Origin of the sequence: Streptomyces sp. NPDC002476 (assembly GCF_042889785.1) — a bacterium.
Taxonomy (GTDB): Bacteria; Actinomycetota; Actinomycetes; order Streptomycetales; family Streptomycetaceae; genus Streptomyces.
Window position 1 is genome coordinate 63826 of sequence record NZ_JBIARH010000009.1, and the last position, 17037, is coordinate 80862.

Consider the following 17037-nt stretch of genomic DNA (forward strand, 5'->3'; position numbering starts at 1 on the left):
GGCGGTGTGCCGACGCACCGGTCGAGGGGATGGACATCAGCATGAGCACCTATGGAACCGGGCGGTCCTCCGGCGCCGTGCCGTTCACGTGCGACGGCAATGGCGACGGCGACGGCGGCACCAGCACCATGCGCCCACCCGTACAGCGGACCGGTCACGCGGGTGTGGACGCCCCGCCCGCCGGGCCGCGGCCCGAGCTGGGCGGTCTGCGGCTGGCGGAGCTGCGCACGCTGCGCCGCGAATCGCAGCGCGACGAGGCCGACCTCAGCTATGTGCGGCGACTGGTCCAGGGACGGATCGACATCCTGCGGGCCGAGCTGGCCCGGCGGCTGGATCCGGAGGCGCCGGTGGTGGACCGGCTCTCGGAGATCCTCGCCGACACCCCGTCCCGGCACCGCTCCTCCGCCCGGCACGTCACGCTCACCACGCCCCGCAGCGACGAGTACCGCCAACTGGCGGCCGAGACGCTCGCCGAGGTCGAACTCTCCGACCTCGACGCCCGTACGGACGAGGAGCTGCACGCCGCGATGGGGCGCCTGGTCCGTTACGAGCAGCAGGTCTCCCGGCGCCGTCACCAGCTGCAACGCACCGCTGACGATTGCGGTGCCGAGATTGCCCGCAGGTACCGTGACGGAGAAGCACAAGTAGACGACCTGCTCGCCTGAAGCGATCCTTCCGGGGGCGGATCCGCACCGTCCCCGGAAGGCCACCATGACCCCCAGCGCCGCCGCCTACGCATCCTCCGCCCCCGGCGTCCCGTCCGGCATATCCCCCGCCCACCCGGACGCCCATCCGGTCCTGGCCGAGATAGTACGGTCCGGCTTCGTGGAGGGCGGCCATCGCGGCTCGCTGGTCGTGCTGGCCGCGGACGGCAGCGTGGAACGGGCCCTGGGCGATCCGGCGGCGCCCGTCTTCCCGCGGTCCGCCAACAAGCCGATGCAGGCCGCTGCCGTGCTGCGGGCCGGACTCGACCTGTCCGGGCAGCGGCTGGCGCTGGCCGCCGCGAGCCACTCGGGGGAGGGCTTCCACCTCGATCTCATCCGTACGATGCTCGCCGAGCACGGGCTGACGCCCGGTGACCTGCGGACCCCGCCCGACCTGCCGCTGGATCCGGCCGAGGCGGAGACGTACCTCGCCGCCGGGAACGTCCGGGAGCGGATCACCATGAACTGCTCGGGCAAGCACACGGCGATGCTCGCGGCGTGCGCGCTGAACGGCTGGGACCGGAGCTCCTACCTCGACCCCGCGCACCCGCTGCAGCGCCTGGTCCACCAGGTGGTGGAGGAGGCCGCGGGCGAGCCGGTCGCGGCGGTCGGCACGGACGGGTGCGGCGCGCCGCTGATGGCGATCAGCCTGGTGGGGCTGGCCCGGGCGTTCCGTTCGTTCGTGCTGGCGGAGCCGGAGACGGCCGAGCGCCGGGTCGGGGACGCGATGCGTGCCCACCCCGAGTACGTGGCCGGGACGCGCCGTCCCGACACCTGGCTGATGCGGGAGGTGCCGGGCACGCTCTCCAAGATGGGCGCGGAGGCGGTGCAGGCGGTGGCGCTGGCGGACGGCCGGGCGCTCGCCTTCAAGATCGACGACGGTGCCGGGCGCGCGCTGGGCCCGGTGCTGGCCCGGTCGCTGCGGCTGCTCGGTGTCGACGCCCCGGTGGTCGACCGGATCGGGCACGCCCCGCTGCTGGGCGGCGGCGACGAGGTAGGCGAGATCCGCGCGGCGTTCTGAACGGACACGCCCGGACGGATGTCCCCGTCCGCTGTCCGCTGTCCGGGGCCGGAACCCGGGTCCGGGGCGGTGCCGGGACGGGAGCCCGAGCCGACCGGGCCCTGTCCCGGTACTGATGGAAAACCCGGCGACAGCCCGTGATCGGAATGTCTAGCGTGGGCTCATGCCTCTTGACCTCCGTACGCTCGACGAGTCCGACTTCCCCGGCTGGTTGCGGGCCGTGAACACCGGCTTCCTGCGCCCGCCGACCGTGACGGAGCAGGAGATCGGCAGCCGCCTCCCGCACACCGACTTCTCACGCACGCGAGGCGTGTTCGACGACGGGCGGTGCGTGGCCACGTTCCGCTCGTTCGCACAGGAACTCACCGCCGTCGGCGGTGCCGCGGTGCGCGCCGACGCGATCTCCAATGTCACGGTCTCGCCCACGCACCGCCGCCGCGGACTGCTCGGCCGGATGGTGGCAGACGACCTGGCGGCGGCGAAGGAACGCGGCGAGGTGGTCGCCACGCTGATCGCCGCCGAGTACCCGATCTACGGGCGGTACGGCTTCGGCCCGGCGACGTGGACCACCGAGTGGGAGATCGATGTGTCCCGGTCGGGCCTCGACCCGCGCCGACCCGTCCCTTCCGCGGCGGACGGCGGCCGGATCGACCTGGTGACGGGCGCGGAGGTACGGAAGCTGGGCCCGGCGATCCACGACCGGCTGCGCGCCCGCAGGCACGGGGCCATCAACCGCGACGCGCGCTGGTGGGAGTTGACCACCGGCGAGAACCGGCCCCGCCCCGAGCCCTGGACGGAACCCTTCTACGCGGTCCACCGGGACGCGGACGGCGAGCCCGACGGCCTGATGGCCTACCGCGCCGACGAGCGCTGGAGCGACGCCAAGCAGCCGCTGAACCGGGCCACGGTCGTCGAGCACATCGCCGTCACCCCGGCCGCGGAGCGCGCGCTGTGGCACTTCGTCTGCTCGATCGACTGGATCACCACGGTCCGGACCGGCTACCGCGCCCCCGACGACCTGCTGCCCCTTCTCCTCCCGGACCCGCGTGCGGCCCGGGTCGTGACCCACGCGGACTGGCTGTGGGTGCGCGTCCTCGATGTCGTACGCGCCCTTGAGGCGCGCACCTACGCCGTGCCCGGCACGCTGATCCTGGACGTCCACGACGCGGCCGGCCTGGCCGGCGGCCGGTACCACCTGGACGCCTCCCCGTCCGGCGCGACCTGCGCCCCGACCACGCGGGACGCCGACATCGCCCTGGACGTAAGGGAGTTGGGGACGCTCTACCTGGGCGACGAGTCCCCGGCCCGGCTGGCGGCCCTCGGCCGTATCGAGGAACGGACGCCGGGGGCGGTGACGACGGCGGAGGGGATGTTCCGGGCCGCGCGGCGGGCGTGGTGCCCGGACGTGTTCTGACGCACGGAGGCGGGGGCGCTCCGCGCGCGGGCAGGTCCGCCGGGGTTCGCGCGTGCGGGTGGGTCCGTGGGGGGCGTGCGCGCGGTGGCCGGGCTCGGGCGTCGAGTCCGCCCGGGGCCGAGGCGTACCCTTCATGGTCATGAGCGGAGAGAATCCCGGCCCCGGGGCAGTGGCGCACGAGGGCCGTCGGGGCCGCCCGGAGCACATGCTCCGGACCTCCCATGCGCTTCACGCGCCGATGAGCCTGCGTGAGCGGAAGAAGCAGTTGACGTATCAGGCGGTCTCGGAGACCGCGATCGCGCTGTTCCTGGAGCGGGGGTTCGACAAGGTCTCGGTCGCGGAGGTGGCGGCGGCCGCGGACATCTCCAAGCCGACGTTGTTCCGGTACTTCCCGACCAAGGAGGACCTGGTGCTGCACCGGTTCGCCGACCACGAGGACGAGTCGGCCCGCGTGGTCGCCGCCCGCGCGGACGACGAATCCCCCCTGGACGCCCTGCGCCGCCACTTCCTCGACGGCCTGGAGCGGCGCGACCCCGTGACCGGGCTGTGCGACGCGCCACAGGTGCTGGTGTACCTGCGGCTGCTGTACGGGACTCCGTCTCTGGTGGCGCGGCTGTTCGGCTACCAGAGGCGCTCGGAGGCGGTACTCGCCCACGCGCTGGGCGACCGGATGCCGGACCGGCTGGCCGCGGGCCAGATCAGCGCCGTGCTCCGCGTCCTGGCCGAGGAGAACTGGCGGCGGATCGACACGGGCATGAGCGCGGACCGGGCGTACCCGGAAGCTGTCGCGGACGCCGAGGCCGCGTTCGAGCAGCTGCGCTCGGGGATCGACCGGTGAGGAGCGCCGGGCGCGAGCCGGTGAGCAGCCGGCCGTGGTATTGGCCCGGAGCCGCCCCGGAGCAGCCACGGAATCGGCCGTGGGACCGCTCGTTCGGACGCGTGAGTGCGTGAGTGCGTGAGTGCGTGAGTGCGTGAGTGCCTGCGCAGGCGCGTGAGCGCTCAGCCGCGCGGGCGCTCGGCGCTCAGCCGCTCAGGTCCGTGCCGTGCAGCACCGCTTCGGCGATCGCCCGTACCCGGTCGCGTGTGATGCCGGTGCGCTGTTCGACGGCGAGGGGGTGGTCGGTGGGTTCCAGCTCGACGGCGGGGCGCCGGCCGATGGGGCGGGTGTGCACGTTCGTCTTGAGATTGGTCGTACGGGGCGAGTACAGCCCCAACTCGGTGCTCAGCCAGCCGAAGTAGGGCTGCTCGGCCTCGCGCCCCGGGGTCTCCCACACATCGAGGGCGCGCGCGAAGTTCGTCCGGCTGAGCGAGACCCACACACCCCAGGAGAAGGGCTCTTCGCGGCCGAGGACGGGTATCTCGATCAGGCCCTTGATGAAGAAGTGCTCGTTCCTGACGACGCACTGTTCCGCGGAGAGCATGCTGTCGGGATCGCTCTCCAGGCTCGCGTCCCAGACGTCGGGCGCCATGGTCGAGTACCCCATCGGGAGTTCCGCGTGGTGTTCACCGCAGCAGGAGCAGGTGTAGCCGGGGTCGATAGCCATGGGCGGGATCCTAACGACCTGGGGAGCGATAGGGAGCCCGCTCCCTATCGCTCCCCAGGTCGTAAGGGCTGCCCCGTAATCACGGTCTCCGAACGCCGCCCGCCGTGCGGCCGACACGGACCCCGGGCGCACGGGGGAGACCGGGAACGGGGACAGGAACCGGGGGCCGGGGCCAGGAGACGGGGCGTCGGCTCCGCTCCCTACCGGTGCGGCTCCACCACGTCCGCGACGACGCAGCTGATGTTGTCGGGGCCGCCGGAGCGGTTGGCCAGCGAGACGAGTTCCCGTACGGCCGGTTCCGGTTCGGCGACCGTGGCGAGGACCCGGCGCGTCTCCTCGGTGCCGACCACCGCGGACAGGCCGTCGGAGCAGAGCAGGTAGCGGTCCCCGGCGCGGGCTTCGTGCAGGCGCATGTCGGGGGTGCCGTCGGCTCCCCGGCCCAGCGCCCGTATCAGCAGCGAGCGCTGCGGGTGGGAGTCGGCCTCCTCCGGGCCGATGCGTCCCTCGTCGATCATCGCCTGCACCACGGTGTGGTCGTGCGTGATCCGGAACAGCTCACCGTCGCGCAGGAGATGGGCGCGGGAGTCGCCGATGTGGACGAGGGCCAGCCGCGAGCCCGTCCAGAGCATCGCGGTGAGCGTGGTGCCGGTTTCGTCCGGCGCGGGACCCGTGGCGGTGACGCCGCGTACCGCCCGCTCGGCCCGTTCGACGGCGTCCTCCAGCACGTTGAGGAGATCGCCCGCCGGGACACCGCCGGTTTCGAGATGCCGGAACGCGTCGACGGCGGCGGCACTCGCGGAGGCGCCCGCACGGCCGAAGCCGTCGGCGACGGCGAGCAGCCGGCCTCCCGCGTAGGCGGTGTCCTGGTTGCTCCCGCGGACGCGGCCGGTGTCGGAGAGCGCGGCGTAACGGATTTCCAGGGGCTCGGTGGTCGTGGTCGGTGACATGGCGGAGTCCTTTCCGGTCAGCTGGTCGACGAGGAAGGCGGCGAGGTCCCGCCGCGCGGCGGTCTCGGCCTCGAACCGGGCCCGGAACGCGCGGACCTCCTGGGCCGCCCCGGCCGCGTCCAGGGTGCAGACGTGCCGGATGCGGGCGAGCGGCATCCCCAGGCGCCGCAGCCAGGCGACCAGCCGGGCCTGTTCCAGCTGCCGCGGCGCGTAGAGGCGGTAACCGGTCACCGGATCGACGCGCGCGGGTGGCAGCAGGCCGAGTTCGTCGTACAGGCGCAGGGCCTTCGGCGACAGCTGGGACGCCTTCGCGAACGCCCCGATGGTCAGCAGCTCCATGCCCGCTCCTCCTCGTGCCGGGCGTCTGGCCCGGCCCCACCGATGCTGTGGCTTTCCCCAGGGTGAAGGTCAAGGCAGAGGCCGGGCAGGGGATCCGTGCTCTCCCGGTCCTTCATCCACCCGCCCGGGTCCGGCTCGCCGCGGGGGAGTCCGCGCGGTCCTGGTCAGCGCCTGCGCAGACGCGGCGAGTTCCAGCTCGCGTCGGCGGTCCAGCCTCCGTCCACCAGCAGCGCGACGCCGTTGACGAAGCCGCTGCGCGCGGGGTCGGCCAGGAAGGCCACGGCCGGGGCGATGTCCTCGGGCGCGGCGTGTCCGGTCTCAGATAAGTCCGGGTGAGACGGTCCCCTGACCTGCGGTGCCCGGACTTGAGTGAGACTGGTTTCGCGAGGTCGTCTCACTCAAGTCCGGGCAAACGTGTCCGCTGTCATCCAATCGAGGCGTTTGACAGCGAACCCAGTCGTTTCGGCTTCCTTGCCAGCGAACCTAGTCGGACTCCAAAATGCGGTCGAGTGTCCGGCGCCCCATTCTGCTCATCGTCGGATTGCTCTCGACGTAGTACCAGACAACACCCATGGCCTGTTCGAACGCCCATGCCTTGCCGCGCTCCCACTCCAGATCGTCACAGGCCAGTGTCTGCCGGAGCACTTCCCGCGGGCCTGGCTGCAACAGGTGCCAGGCACTGACCAGATCCAGCGCGGGGTCGGCCGGGCCGAAGCCGCCGGTGTCGAGTACGCCGCTGAGCCGGTCTCCCGCGACCAGTACGTTGCCGGGAATCAGGTCACCATGGCTCATCACGTCGGCAGCCGTGCGTGGCAACTCCCGGAGGCGACTCCACACTTGGCGCAGCCGGGGCACGTCGAGCAGCCCCTTGCTCTCCTCGAAGCACTTCGCCATCCAGTCGTCGTGGTGAGCGAGAACGCCGCCACGGTTCTCGCCGCTGAAACGCCGCCCCCGCGTCTCGGCGTCCCGCATGGCTGCGATGAAGGCCGCAAGGTCCTCGGCGAAAGCGTCCGACCCACTCGGGTCGGCATCGAAGGCGACCGTTCCCGGCAGCCATGTCTGGATCGACCACGGCATGGGGTAACCCGCTCCAGGCTTTCCCAGGGCGACGGGTTCCGGAACGGGGAACCGAGACACCTGTGCCAGCTCCGCGCTCGCCTGGGCTTCCCGTTCCAGAACCGCCAGCGCCTCCGCGGCATCGGTCAGACGCAGCGGGAAACGCGCGGAGAGGTCGTCCCCGATGCGGAAGATGGCGTGGACCGTCCCGGTCGACGACAGGAGTTGGATCGCCTTGCCGCTCCACTGAGGGAACTGTTCTTGGATCAAGGTCGCAACGATGTCGGTGGTCACGTCCACTTGGTCATCGTGCATGGTCAATCTCGCAGGCCCTTCCACTAATCCAGTTCGAAACGACGGAAGCAGTCCAGATCAACTGAGACGACAGCCAGTATTCAGACGCCAGGTTCCAGATCAACTGAATTCTTTTCGTCCGCCCAGGTGTCTCAACCGTTCTGGTCGCCCCAGGTCACAGCCGCGGCTTCGGACCAGATCACTTGAGACGGAACATGAGAGGCGCCCACCGAGAGCGATCGTTTGCCATCGAACCTAGTCGCTCAAGGTCAGGGCATCGCAACCGACTAACTTCGCTATCAAAGGACAAAACGGCCTTCTTGGTCAGATGTGGAGTTCGGGCGGGAAGCCGGTCCAGCGCAGTTCTGTGGGCAGGTGCCGCATGTCGTTGTAGAACAGCACGGAGGACGGCCTGCCGGGTGCGTATCGGATGGCCGTCAGGGCCGCGTTGCCGTGGTTGAGGCCCATCCAGCGCCACTCGGGTGCGTTGAGGGCGGCTCGGATCAGCCATCCGATGAGGAAGTTGTGGGTGACGACCAGTTCATGGCGGGGGCGATCGCCGTCGACCGGGCCTGTGAATTCTGCGAGTGCCTCCCGGGCCAGTGCAGGACCGCGGTTGCGCTCCTCTTCGGGAACCTGCGCGAGGAAGCTGAGCATGGCGTCGGCCGAATCCGGCGGAAGTTCCTCCTTCGCAGGCAGGTAGGGGATGTAGTCGCCGGCCAGTTCCGACTGGTGCAGTGGGACGGCGTCAAGTTGTGCGCTGATCAGCTGGGCCGTCTGCTGCGCCCGGGGCAGCGGCCCGTGGTAGATCGCCGAAAGCGGGGTGTTCCGGAGCCGTTCACCGAGCAGAACGGCTTGGCGCCGGCCGCTTTCCGCCAGGGTCGTCTCGTCTGCTGACGCTTCACCGTGCCGGGCGAGGTAGAGGTATCGAGTGGCGGTCTCTGTCATGTCCCGGGTCTCCGTCGTCATCCGTGATCTTGTATATCAGGGATGGACGCTGAGCTCTTTGTGCATAGTTCCGTCGCGGCTGCGCCGGCCCAGTTGGCGATGAGAGTGGGGACGCCTTCGGGGTTGCCGAGCCGATACTCGATCTCCGCGGCAGACGACTTCACAGTCTTCGTGAGCCAGACGCGGCTGGTCCCGCGAATCGGGCTCTCGATGGGGAAGCGCTGATGGAACTTGGCGATGCTGCTGAGGGAGACGTAGAAGTCGTCGCTCATCGCCAGTTTCCTCCAGTGGGGAGACGTGAACATGTGGATCAGCGCGACGCGTTCGGGGAATCCGGCTGCTGTCAGCCAGGGTGCCTTCCTGTCCGGCTCGACTTCGGGCCCTTTGACTCGGACCAGGTCGTGAAGGGTCTCGGCTCGGTGGACGAGCCGGTAGTGGCGGTGGGCGAGGCCGGCCCAGAGCGCTGCGGTGAGTTCCTCGCAGAGGTCGATGAGGGCCGGGCCGTGATGCCGGCGAAGGCGCCAGTACTTCTGCTGTGCTCGAACGACATCGGGGGTGCGGGACAGATCGAGCTGCTCCTCGGGCGCGTGGACGTGCTGACCGACCCATAGTTTGTGGCGGATGCAGACGTTGTCATGGATGGGTGCCCAGATCTGGGCGGGAAGTGTCGCGCCGGTGCGCGCGACGACGCAGCGGCGGCAGGCCCAGCGAAGGACGTGGTCATCCGGGATGGCGGGCGGATCCGCAGGGCGGTCGTCGGTCTGAAGGTCAGGGAGTGTGCGGATCAGGTGTTGTCGAGTCTGGCCGCTGAGGATGCAGAGGACATCGACGCTGGTCAGGCGGGATTCCAGCCAGCGTGACGGTGCTCGCAGTCGGGCCAGAGGGACATGGTTGGCCAGGGCCAGTCGGGACCAGTAAGACGACTCGCACTCGCCGGGAAACGGCGGCAGCGGGATGGGCAGAGGACGGATTAGGGCCGGACGGAACACGTTCATCCCGTGTGGGGCAGGGATGAGGGACGGCTGTGGCCGGAGGATTCGCTGCTGTGGTCGATGCGGATGTTCTTGACCGTGGTCCGGGTGATGCGTTCGGTCCCGTCCAGGATCGCGGAGATCGCCGCAGCCCGGATGAGGTGGGAGAGGCTCCCGATCATGCCGCCGGTGCGCTGGTGGAGGTGTTTCGCCATCTTCACCAGGGTGTTGGGCTCGTGCCGGTGGAGGCGGAGGGTGGTCTCCATGGAGGCGATCAGGGACCGCCATTCCGCGTTGAGGGGGAAGGGGCCGGTGCGGATGAGGACGCAGCGGCCCGCGAGCTGCTTGCCGCGGATGCCGGTGAACAACCCCGACTGTTCGACGTTGATGCCGGCATAGACGAAGGTCGCAGGGAGGTGCTCGGTGAAGTACTTCAGGTGGTCGGAGAGGTCTTCACCGGCGATGGTGGCGTGGTTGAGCAGGTGGATCTCGTCGACCAGGACCAGGTCCGTGCGTGCCTCGATCAGCACCTGGCAGACGGCGCTGGTGACGTCGATGGTGTTGTGCCTCGGGCCGATCACGGGCAGACCGAGGAACCGGGCGAACTCCATAGCGAGCTTGCGCGGGGACCCCTTGGGCGGGGCGGTGATGTAGACGACCGGGATGCGCTGGGTTCCCGGGTAGCGTTGCCGGACGCGCAGTTCGTGCAGGCGTCCGAGCTGCTTCAGTGCGGTGGTCTTTCCGGTGGTCCACTCGCCGGAGACGATGAGCCCGCGGCGGGCGCCGTGCTCGCGCTGGTTGAGCAGGGTCAGCAGCCGTCCCTGGTGGGCGATGTCCTTGACCGTGGACGTGCGCACGACCTGGAGTTCGGAGTGGTAGGCGATGCGGGCCTCGTCGTAGGCGTCCCGCATCGGCGGGCTCAGGGCCTGCCACTGCTGTTCGGGCAGCAGGTCGAAGACGGCCGGGTCCTCTTCGACGAACCGGCGCCAGCCCTCCAGCCGGGTGGACGGGTCCGTGCGGTCCTCGCCGGGTTCAGGCACTTCCTCGCTGTCCGGCTCCGGCGTGTTCACCACCACCGTTCGGCCTCCTTGCGTGCGTCGAAGATCTCCAGCGGGATCACGTCGGCGAGTTCGTCCTCGTCCGTCTCCACCGGTTCGGCAATGGGCTCTTCGGCCGGCTCGTCCGGCCGGGGCCAGGACGGTTCGGCGGTGGCCCGGGACCGGGCGGCGACCTTGCGGTCCCGGCGGCTGCCGCGTGACGCGCGGGATGGCTTCGCGGGTTTGTCCTCCGGGCCGTCGGCGGCGCGATCCAGCAGGGCGACGGCGGCCTCGGTGATCTCGCCCTCGGTCGCCGGATCGGTGCCGCGCTGGGCAAGGATGCGGCGGGCGTGCTCCCAGGCCAGTTCCCCCATCGGGGTCGGGGCGGTGCGAAGGTGCCGCCAGATGGCGGTGATCCAGCCGCCTTCGCGGTGGTTGCGTACCCAGACACGGGAGATGTCGTAGGGGTCGTAGTGGACCTCCCAGCCCCGCCCGTCCGCTCCGGCTCCGGACGGCTGGCGTCGGAAGGGGGTCAACTCCGCGCTGTCGTAGGTGCGGTGGCCCAGGCGGATGCCGTAGGAGTTGATCCTCCGCCGACAGCGGGGCAGCAGCTCGATGTACTCCTGCGGGCTGAGCGCGACCGGGACGTGCCCGGCCGCCGCGACCAGGGCGGCGTACTTCTCGTTCGGACTCAACGCCTTGCCGGGCATCAGCGGGTCCCGCAGCCCGTCGTGCGGCCGGTTCTGCCAGTGGACGATCCACTCCTGCAGCAACTCCTGGAGCTGATGGATCGTCCAGACTGCCTCCACCGCCGGATCGGTGCCGCGATGCTCGGTGCTGCGTCCCTTGTGACCGGGAAGGTGCTGGACGAACATCGTGGCCACCGAGCCCAGCGTCGTCTCGATGTGCGGCTTGTCCGTCGGGGTGTCGGGGTGGGCGGGCTGGAAGGAGACGCCCAGCGCCTGGCAGGCCGAACGGAAGGTGTCGGAGATGTAGGCCTTGCCCCGGTCGCAGACGATCGTCTCCGGCGTGATCACGGGGACGGCCGCCGCATGGGCCAGCCGTTCGTCCAGCGCCATGAGCGAGGCGTGCGGCAGCACCGAACGGGACATCCGCAGCGCGTCCGCCCAGCCCGGACGCATCGGCTCCGGCGTCATCGCCCGCGCCAGCAGCAGCGCGGCGTCCACCGCCTTCGTCGACGGCCGCAGCACCGCCGCGGCCAGCGTGCGCGTCGCGATGTCCACGATGCCGGTCAGCTCGACGGTGTCCACCGTGCCGTCGTCGTGCACGACCAGCACATCCAGCGGAGTCGAGTCGATCTCCATCACCTCGCCCGGCCAGGCAGCGGTGAGCTGGCCGAACATGCTGTCCGGCTGCCTGGCCAGCGAACGCCGGGTGCGGGCCGATCCCAGCGTGTGCCGCCCGGAGGAGACTGCCTTCAGCAGCCGGTAGAACGTTGCCCGCGAGGGCAGCGGCACCACCCCGGGCCCGTGCTCGGCCTCCAGGAGGCGTTCCATCCGGCGCCGCAGCACCTGCGCGGAGACCGTGGACCGGCTCGTCTGCTCGTCCACGACCTTCCGCAGGGCCTCGACCACCCGCCGGTCGGCACGGCCCGTGCCGTCCGGGGTGGTCCGCAGCCGCGGGTCGACCAGGCCCAGCACCCCCTCCCGCTCGAACCGGGCCCGCATCTCCTGCAACACGGTCAGCGACACCGCCATCCCCGCCGCCGCCAGCTCCGCAGCCTTCGCCAGCTCCCGCTGCCGCAGGGACCCGACCGCCGGGTCGTACTCGGGTTTCACCGGCCCGTGCGGATCCTCCAGCGGCCGCCCGGTGAGCATCTCCACCAGGTGCCGCTGCCACCACTCGGCCCGCTCAACTGCCTTGGGCGGGAGACCTTCCAGTGTTCCGGCCGGCGGAACCACCGTCCGCACCGATGCCGGGGTGACCACCTCGAAGCCGTCCGAGGACAGCAGATGGGCCAGCATCACCACGCTCGCCGACTGGCTCTCGTCGACCAGCCGGACCGCAGTCCCCTCCAACGCGGCGACCGTATGCAGACGGCCGTCAAAGCGGACCAGGTCACCCGCTCGCAGCAGTCGCGGACGCGACGGCATCCCCGCCTCCCTCCCGGACCAGGCCGAGCCGAACGTGCGTGTCCGCCGACAGCAGTCCGCCCTCCAAGTCCGTGGTCAGAACCTGCTGCCAGAGCAGGTGGAACAGCACCGGCAGCACCGCGATCTGATCACCCACCAGCCGAGCCCCGTCCAGCAGACCGGCGCCGTCGGCGAACACCTCCACCAGACGACCGGCGACGTCAGGACGGTGCACCCGAGGATGCCGGTAGCCGGCCAGCCACCGCACGTTCGCCATCAGCACCGCATCCGGCGTCCCGACCCGCGCGAAGTCCCAGCCCACCGACCGGCAGGCCGCCGCAGTGACCGCGAACTTCACCGCGTCCCCCGGCTCGATCCGTTCATCCGGGCGCACGTCCACCACCAGGGCCGTTCCGTCGTTGCGGCGGACGAAGTAGTCCGGAGTGTGCCGCACCCGCTTCCCGTCCGGCCCCGCCCAGGACAGCCGGAACGGCTGCGAGGACATGCCCGTCACCAGCGGGTCGAAATCGAGCAGCATCAGGCGATCACGCTCCAGCCACGACTCGTAGCCCACATGCCCGCCACACGTCGCCGACCAGTACCAGCCGCACCAGTTGCCCTGACCGCGGAAAGCCGGAAACCGGCGCTCGGGCCGTACCGACTCGAACCGGACCGGCCATACCCGGCTCAGCGGCCCCCGCTCACGCGACCCGGACACGCTGACGTACTCCAGCTCGATGTCCTCCGCCGACACCTCACACGCATCCACCTGGGCCTCCGGTACGACGCCGACCAGCCACAACGACCGTAGGCACAGCCACAGCGACGTACCCGGAGAAGACCGAGACACCCCACCAAATGCCCGGACATGACTGAGACGTCAACTCAGATGCCCGGAGATCTCCGAGACTGCCCGGACATCACAGAGACAGGACACGGCGAACCGCGCCATGGGCAGAAGGGCTTGATCCTTCTGGCTGTGGCACAACCGGTGGCGCCAGTGACGCGATGCACTTTTGCAAGCGGTTGCTTGCAAAAGTTAGCGAGTGGGTGCACCATCGGGGTATGGCATCGCTCAACGTCGGCAATCTCGGTGAGTACCTGCGCGAACAGCGGCGCAACGCGCAGTTGTCGTTGCGGCAGCTCGCCGATGCCGCCGGGGTGTCCAACCCCTACCTCAGCCAGATCGAGCGCGGGCTGCGCAAGCCGAGCGCCGAGGTCCTGCAACAGGTCGCCAAGGCGCTGCGGATCTCCGCCGAGACCCTGTACGTACGGGCCGGGATTCTGGAGGAGCGGGAGCGGGAGGAGTCGGAGACGCGGGCGTCGATCCTGTCCGATCCGTTCATCAGCGAGCGGCAGAAGAGCGTGCTGCTGCAGATCTACGACGCCTTCCGCAAGGAGAACGGGTTCGAGCCCGGACCTGGATCCGGTGACGGCACCGACGGCCCGCACACGGGCGACGACGGGGAGGACGCCGGCCCGGCTTCGAAGTCAAAACCCTCAAAACCCTCACACTGAGTCTGATGATCCGGGAGGACCACAGTCATGGCCATCACCGATGACCTGCGCAAGACCCTCACCGACCCGACCCCCCTCTACTTCGCCGCGGGTACGGCCGACCTCGCCGTCGAGCAGGCGCGCAAGGTTCCGGCGCTGATCGAGCAGCTGCGTGCCGAGGCGCCGGAGCGCATCGAGGCGATGCGCAACACCGACCCCAAGGCCGTGCAGGAGAAGATGGCCGCTCAGGCCAAGGAGACACAGGCCAAGGTCGGCGAGGTGATCGGGGCGTTCGACAGCGATCTGCGGAAGCTGGGCGAGAACGCCCAGGACCTCGCGATGCGCGGCCTGGGGGTGGCGGCGGAGTACGCGGTGCGGGCCCGGGAGACGTACGAGAAGGTCGCCGAGCGCGGCGAGCGGACCGTGCGCAACTGGCGGGGCGAGACGGCCGACGAGATCGTCGAGATCGCCGTCGTCGTCGAGCCGCGCAAGGAGTCCAAGCCGGCCGGGACCAAGACGACCGGTACCAACGCGACCGGGGCCAAGGCAAACGGCGCCAACGCCACTGCGACCGGGTCCGCGGGCGCCAAGTCGGCCGGGACCGCATCTGCGGGGACCAGGCCCGCGGGTACCAGGTCCGCCGGGACCACGGGCACCTCACGGACGGCATCGGCCGACCGGGCGGGACAGGCCAAGGCGGCGCCCGCCCCGAAGGCCGCGGGGGCGGAGGGCAAGGCTCCGGCCGCGTCCGCCAAGAAGGCGCCCGCGCGCAAGCCCGCTGCCAAGCGGACGCCTCCGCCGAGCGCGAAGTAGGACCCCTGGGGCGAGGCGGAACTCCCGGGGCGAGGCAGAAGCCGCGGTGAGAAGCGGAACCCGAGTGAAGCAGGACCCCGGTGCCACGGGCCGCAGGCTGCGGTGCCGTGGCACCGCCGCGTGTACCGGCGGCCGGGGCGGGCATTTTTCGGGGTGCCCGGCTCGTTGCCCCGGTACCTTGGCCGCGAGGGGCTCATCCATCGACTAGGCGGTGCACACCATGTTGCTCACAGGATTCAGCACACTCATCTGGCTGCTCTACATGGCCATGCTCGTCCTGGCCGTGGTCGCGCTGGTCATGGCGGCGATGGCCCGTGAGGACGCCTACCGGGCCGCGGACAAGCAGCAGAAGTCCTTCTGGCTCATCATCCTCGGTGTCGCCGTCGCCGTGAATCTCTTCGTGCCCATGCTGTTCCTCCAGCTCGCCGGTCTGGTCGCGTCCATCGTGTTCCTGGTGGACGTGCGGCCCGCGCTCAGGGCGGTCTCGGGCGGCGGCCGGCGCGGCGGTTCCAGCAGCGACGGACCGTACGGGCCTTACAACGGCGGGCGCTGACCGGACGCGGCGCCCGCCGCGTTCGTGGATGAGGCAGATCCGGGGCGGGGGCGCGGGATGTTCATGGCCCGGCCCCCGTTCCTGTTCGGGCCACCGCTCGGACTCCGGTCACCGCTCGGACTCCGGCCGTCGTTCGGACTCCGGCCGTCGTTCGGGTTCCGTCCGCCGCCAGGGCCGTGGTCGGAACAGGGGGCGGAGTAGCGGTCGGAGTGCGGGGCGGGGCCACGGCTGGTGTACGCGCCCAGGCCGGATCCCGCGTACCGGCGAATCCGTTCCTGGTCGCGGTCGAGCAGCAGGACCGCCACGTCGTCGGTCAGCTCGTCGCCGTTCAGCTGACGTACGCGGGTGACCGCGGCCTCCAGCAGGTCCTCGCCGGTGAGTCCCTCGGCCAGTTGCTGGTTGATCATCGCGACCATGCCGTCCTGGCCGAGCCGTCGGGTGCCCTCGCCGACGCGTCCTTCGATCAGCCCGTCCGTGTACATCATCAGGCTCCAGGAGCCGCCGAGGTCCACCTGCCGACGCGGCCACCGGGCCCGCGGCAGCAGGCCCAGGGCCGGTCCGCCGTCCTCGCACGGGAGCAGATGCGCGGCCCGTCCGTGCCGGGCGAGCAGCGGGGCGGGATGGCCCGCGATGCAGAGACCGGCGCGCCGGCCGTCGGGGGCGATGTCGACGGCGCAGAGCGTCGCGAAGACCTCCTCGCTCTGCCGTTCGTGCTCCAGCACCTGCTGGAGCGTGGCGAGCAGCTCGTCGCCGCAGAGTCCTGCCAGGGTCAACGCCCGCCAGGCTATGCGCAGTTCGACACCGAGCGCCGCTTCGTCCGGGCCGTGGCCGCAGACGTCGCCGATCATCGCGTGGACGGTTCCATCGGGGGTGCGGACCGTGTCGTAGAAGTCGCCGCCGAGCAGCGCGCGGCTGCGTCCGGGGCGGTAGCGGGCCGCGAAGCGCAGGTCGGAGCCCGTGAGCAGCGGGGTGGGGAGCAGGCCGCGTTCGAGACGGGCATTCTCCTGGGCACGCAGCCGGGACTCGGTGAGCTGGTGCTGTGCGAGGTCGGCGCGCTTGCGTTCGACGGCGTACCGGATGGCACGGCTGAGCAGCCGCCCGTCGAGTTCGCCGCGGAAGAGGTAGTCCTGGGCGCCGACCCGTACCGCCTCGGCGGCCAGCTCGGTGTCGTCCCGCGAGGTCAGGGCGAGGACGGCGTGGCGCGGGGCCAGTCGCAGGACGTGCCGGAGCGTGGCGAGCGCGTCCGCGCCCCCGCCCCCGGCTCCCGTGGCCTCTGCGGTCTCCGTAGGTCCCGTCGCTCCCTGGGCGGACCCGGTCGTTCCGTGGACGTTCCCGGCGCGGGTGGCGCGGGTGGCGCGGGTGGCGCGTGCCTCGGCGCCGGTCGGCAGGGCCAGGTCCAGCAGGATGCAGTCCACGTCGTCCGTGAGGAGCCGGTCCGCCTCGGTCAGGTTGCGGGCGGTCCGGACACGTATCCGGGTGCCCGCCGAGGCCGGGAGTTCGGGGACGGTGAAGGTGCCTGCGGGGTCGTCCTCGATCACCAGAAGGGTGAGGTCGGTGGCGGGGGAGGTCTCCGCAGCGAGCGGGGTCTGCTCCTGCGGTTCGGGTGCGGGCATCGGTTCGGGTTTCCTTCCCTCCCCCCGAGGGTGCGGCGGGACGACGAACGACGAACCACCAGACCGGGACGATAGCGGGCCGCGGCGGGGAAACGGAATGGCGTACCGCGGCCGCCCGCCGTCATGCTCCGGTCGTATGTCCGGTCGTGCGCCGGGTCGCGGGCCGCATTCGCCCGGCCATAGGCCGCCTCCC

At 70.9% G+C, this 17037-nt stretch carries 17 protein-coding genes; 7 read left to right on the forward strand and 10 right to left on the reverse strand.

Going from position 1 to position 17037, the window contains the following annotated elements; genetic code table 11:
* The first annotated feature begins 41 nt into the window (after positions 1–41).
* The 4 genes from ACFYXM_RS13555 to ACFYXM_RS13570 all read left to right on the forward strand — a co-directional run bounded on the left by ACFYXM_RS13555 (position 42) and on the right by ACFYXM_RS13570 (position 3977).
* Positions 42–665, forward strand: a complete 624-nt coding sequence (locus ACFYXM_RS13555; RefSeq protein ID WP_389289167.1) for an ABC transporter substrate-binding protein — start codon at positions 42–44, stop codon at positions 663–665.
* A gap of 46 nt (positions 666–711) precedes the next feature.
* Complete coding sequence (locus ACFYXM_RS13560; RefSeq protein WP_389289168.1) at positions 712–1725, forward strand: asparaginase; 1014 nt, start codon at positions 712–714, stop codon at positions 1723–1725.
* A gap of 163 nt (positions 1726–1888) precedes the next feature.
* Positions 1889–3139, forward strand: a complete 1251-nt coding sequence (locus ACFYXM_RS13565; RefSeq protein ID WP_389289169.1) for a GNAT family N-acetyltransferase — start codon at positions 1889–1891, stop codon at positions 3137–3139.
* Between the two features lie 133 nt (positions 3140–3272).
* Positions 3273–3977: a TetR family transcriptional regulator gene (locus ACFYXM_RS13570; RefSeq protein ID WP_389289170.1), complete on the forward strand. Its 705-nt coding sequence runs from the start codon at positions 3273–3275 to the stop codon at positions 3975–3977.
* A 184-nt stretch (positions 3978–4161) separates the two neighbouring features.
* Here ACFYXM_RS13570 and ACFYXM_RS13575 read toward each other — a convergent pair whose 3' ends face one another.
* The 9 genes from ACFYXM_RS13575 to ACFYXM_RS13615 form a co-directional block, all read right to left on the reverse strand.
* Positions 4162–4683, reverse strand: a complete 522-nt coding sequence (locus ACFYXM_RS13575; RefSeq protein ID WP_389289171.1) for a DUF2199 domain-containing protein — start codon at positions 4681–4683, stop codon at positions 4162–4164.
* Positions 4684–4883: 200 nt separating this feature from the next.
* A complete protein-coding gene (locus tag ACFYXM_RS13580) occupies positions 4884–5969 on the reverse strand; it encodes a MerR family transcriptional regulator (protein ID WP_389289172.1) in 1086 nt (361 codons plus the stop codon).
* A gap of 164 nt (positions 5970–6133) precedes the next feature.
* Entirely contained in the window at positions 6134–6367 is a 234-nt protein-coding gene (locus tag ACFYXM_RS13585) for a hypothetical protein (RefSeq protein WP_389289173.1), read from the reverse strand.
* An 85-nt stretch (positions 6368–6452) separates the two neighbouring features.
* A complete protein-coding gene (locus ACFYXM_RS13590; RefSeq protein WP_389289174.1) occupies positions 6453–7340 on the reverse strand; it encodes an aminoglycoside phosphotransferase family protein in 888 nt (295 codons plus the stop codon).
* Between the two features lie 303 nt (positions 7341–7643).
* On the reverse strand, positions 7644–8267 hold the full coding sequence (locus tag ACFYXM_RS13595) for a histidine phosphatase family protein (protein ID WP_389289175.1): 624 nt from the start codon (positions 8265–8267) through the stop codon (positions 7644–7646).
* Positions 8268–8284: 17 nt separating this feature from the next.
* Positions 8285–9262 (reverse strand): hypothetical protein, encoded by a 978-nt coding sequence (locus ACFYXM_RS13600; RefSeq protein WP_389289176.1) that lies wholly within the window; start codon positions 9260–9262, stop codon positions 8285–8287.
* Positions 9259–10314 carry a TniB family NTP-binding protein gene (locus ACFYXM_RS13605; protein WP_389289177.1) on the reverse strand — a complete coding sequence of 352 codons (1056 nt, stop codon included), beginning with the start codon at positions 10312–10314 and terminating at the stop codon, positions 9259–9261. The genes ACFYXM_RS13600 and ACFYXM_RS13605 overlap by 4 nt, the downstream gene beginning before the upstream one ends.
* Positions 10305–12389, reverse strand: a complete 2085-nt coding sequence (locus ACFYXM_RS13610) for a Mu transposase C-terminal domain-containing protein (protein WP_389289178.1) — start codon at positions 12387–12389, stop codon at positions 10305–10307. Before ACFYXM_RS13610 ends, ACFYXM_RS13605 begins: the two co-directional genes overlap by 10 nt.
* Positions 12355–13137, reverse strand: coding sequence for a TnsA-like heteromeric transposase endonuclease subunit (locus ACFYXM_RS13615; protein ID WP_389289179.1), 783 nt, complete (start codon positions 13135–13137; stop codon positions 12355–12357). The genes ACFYXM_RS13610 and ACFYXM_RS13615 overlap by 35 nt, the downstream gene beginning before the upstream one ends.
* Before the next feature lie 296 nt (positions 13138–13433).
* Between ACFYXM_RS13615 and ACFYXM_RS13620 the strand changes: the two genes are divergently transcribed.
* The 3 genes from ACFYXM_RS13620 (at position 13434) to ACFYXM_RS13630 (ending at position 15231) form a co-directional block, all read left to right on the forward strand.
* Entirely contained in the window at positions 13434–13886 is a 453-nt protein-coding gene (locus tag ACFYXM_RS13620) for a helix-turn-helix domain-containing protein (protein WP_389289180.1), read from the forward strand.
* A gap of 27 nt (positions 13887–13913) precedes the next feature.
* Positions 13914–14678, forward strand: a complete 765-nt coding sequence (locus tag ACFYXM_RS13625; protein WP_389289181.1) for a hypothetical protein — start codon at positions 13914–13916, stop codon at positions 14676–14678.
* Between the two features lie 220 nt (positions 14679–14898).
* Complete coding sequence (locus ACFYXM_RS13630; RefSeq protein WP_073789351.1) at positions 14899–15231, forward strand: DUF2516 family protein; 333 nt, start codon at positions 14899–14901, stop codon at positions 15229–15231.
* On the opposite strand, the gene ACFYXM_RS13635 is transcribed toward ACFYXM_RS13630, so the two are convergent.
* Positions 15213–16844, reverse strand: coding sequence for a PP2C family protein-serine/threonine phosphatase (locus ACFYXM_RS13635; RefSeq protein WP_389289182.1), 1632 nt, complete (start codon positions 16842–16844; stop codon positions 15213–15215). The genes ACFYXM_RS13630 and ACFYXM_RS13635 overlap by 19 nt on opposite strands.
* Between the last annotated feature and the right edge of the window lie 193 nt (positions 16845–17037).

Bases quoted from the DNA above. Each gene is read 5' to 3' on its own strand.
- ACFYXM_RS13590 (WP_389289174.1), bottom strand. From the start codon at position 7,340: ATGCACGATGACCAAGTGGACGTGACCACCGACATCGTTGCGACCTTG.
- ACFYXM_RS13595 (WP_389289175.1), bottom strand. From the start codon at position 8,267: ATGACAGAGACCGCCACTCGATACCTCTACCTCGCCCGGCACGGTGAA.
- ACFYXM_RS13555 (WP_389289167.1), top strand. From the start codon at position 42: ATGAGCACCTATGGAACCGGGCGGTCCTCCGGCGCCGTGCCGTTCACG.
- ACFYXM_RS13565 (WP_389289169.1), top strand. From the start codon at position 1,889: ATGCCTCTTGACCTCCGTACGCTCGACGAGTCCGACTTCCCCGGCTGG.
- ACFYXM_RS13620 (WP_389289180.1), top strand. From the start codon at position 13,434: ATGGCATCGCTCAACGTCGGCAATCTCGGTGAGTACCTGCGCGAACAG.
- ACFYXM_RS13600 (WP_389289176.1), bottom strand. From the start codon at position 9,262: ATGAACGTGTTCCGTCCGGCCCTAATCCGTCCTCTGCCCATCCCGCTG.
- ACFYXM_RS13630 (WP_073789351.1), top strand. From the start codon at position 14,899: ATGTTGCTCACAGGATTCAGCACACTCATCTGGCTGCTCTACATGGCC.
- ACFYXM_RS13560 (WP_389289168.1), top strand. From the start codon at position 712: ATGACCCCCAGCGCCGCCGCCTACGCATCCTCCGCCCCCGGCGTCCCG.
- ACFYXM_RS13610 (WP_389289178.1), bottom strand. From the start codon at position 12,389: ATGCCGTCGCGTCCGCGACTGCTGCGAGCGGGTGACCTGGTCCGCTTT.
- ACFYXM_RS13575 (WP_389289171.1), bottom strand. From the start codon at position 4,683: ATGGCTATCGACCCCGGCTACACCTGCTCCTGCTGCGGTGAACACCAC.
- ACFYXM_RS13570 (WP_389289170.1), top strand. From the start codon at position 3,273: ATGGTCATGAGCGGAGAGAATCCCGGCCCCGGGGCAGTGGCGCACGAG.
- ACFYXM_RS13635 (WP_389289182.1), bottom strand. From the start codon at position 16,844: ATGCCCGCACCCGAACCGCAGGAGCAGACCCCGCTCGCTGCGGAGACC.
- ACFYXM_RS13580 (WP_389289172.1), bottom strand. From the start codon at position 5,969: ATGGAGCTGCTGACCATCGGGGCGTTCGCGAAGGCGTCCCAGCTGTCG.
- ACFYXM_RS13625 (WP_389289181.1), top strand. From the start codon at position 13,914: ATGGCCATCACCGATGACCTGCGCAAGACCCTCACCGACCCGACCCCC.